The 897-nt window shown below is 73.6% G+C and carries 1 protein-coding gene; it reads right to left on the reverse strand.

All coding sequences use genetic code 11. The features are described 5' to 3' along the window. Positions 1-56 precede the first annotated feature (56 nt). Positions 57-644, reverse strand: a complete 588-nt coding sequence (locus tag HMPREF3105_RS10180; protein WP_069941985.1) for an inorganic diphosphatase — start codon at positions 642-644, stop codon at positions 57-59. Between the last annotated feature and the right edge of the window lie 253 nt (positions 645-897).

Consider the following 897-nt stretch of genomic DNA (forward strand, 5'->3'; position numbering starts at 1 on the left):
GGCCGCCCACCCCGAGGGGTGAGCGGCCGGCGTCGCGCGCGTGGGCGGTGCGGGGATCAGCGGCCCTGGGGCTCGTCCGTCGCCTCGCCCTCCTCGGTGGCCGGCTGCGCCTCCTCGGTGTCCACCGCGCGGCCCTGGGGCTCGTCGGTCGGGGACTCCTCGCCCTCGGCGTTGAAGCGCTGGATGGAGGCCTCGAGCTCGGCCTCGGCCGCCGCGCGGCCCTCCCAGCCCTCGGCCTTGACCCACTTGCCCGGCTCCAGGTCCTTGTAGCGGGTGAAGAAGTGCTCGATCTCCTGCTTGAGCGACTCCTCCACGTGCTCGAGCTCGGTGATGTGGTCGTAGCGCTTGTCCGCCGGGACGCACAGCAGCTTGGCGTCGCCGCCGCCGTCGTCGGTCATGTTGAACACGCCGATCGGGCGGGCCTCGACGACGCAGCCCGGCACCAGGTCGAAGCCCGGCAGGTACACGAGGGCGTCCAGCGGGTCGCCGTCCTCGCCGAGGGTGTTCTCGAAGTAGCCGTAGTGCGTGGGGTACTGCATGGAGGTGAAGAGCACGCGGTCCAGGCGCAGGCGGCCGGTCTCGTGGTCGAACTCGTACTTCACGCGGGAGCCCGCGGGGATCTCGATGGTGACGTCGTGCGCCATGACTCTCCTTCGCACAGAGGGTGGGGTGTCCGGGCGGCGCGGCGCCGCCCGGCGGTGCTGCCGTCAGCCTACCGGGGGCGTCCGTCATGATGGACGCATGGGACAGGTGGACACGGGGCGCGCTGGGCGTCGGGATCGACGCACGGAACACCGCCGGAGCCGCTCGCTCCCCGCCGTCCTCCTGGCCGCGCTCGCGGCCGTCCTGGTCGCCTGCGGGCCCGTGACCGCACCGCCGGCCCCGTCGAGCGCGCCC

Origin of the sequence: Micrococcus sp. HMSC31B01 (genome assembly GCF_001816085.1) — a bacterium.
GTDB classification, from domain to species: domain Bacteria; phylum Actinomycetota; class Actinomycetes; order Actinomycetales; family Micrococcaceae; genus Micrococcus; species Micrococcus luteus.

What these genes read in the sequence shown, in the direction of transcription:
- HMPREF3105_RS10180 (WP_069941985.1), bottom strand. Translation starts at nt 644, where the DNA reads ATGGCGCACGACGTCACCATCGAGATCCCCGCGGGCTCCCGCGTGAAG.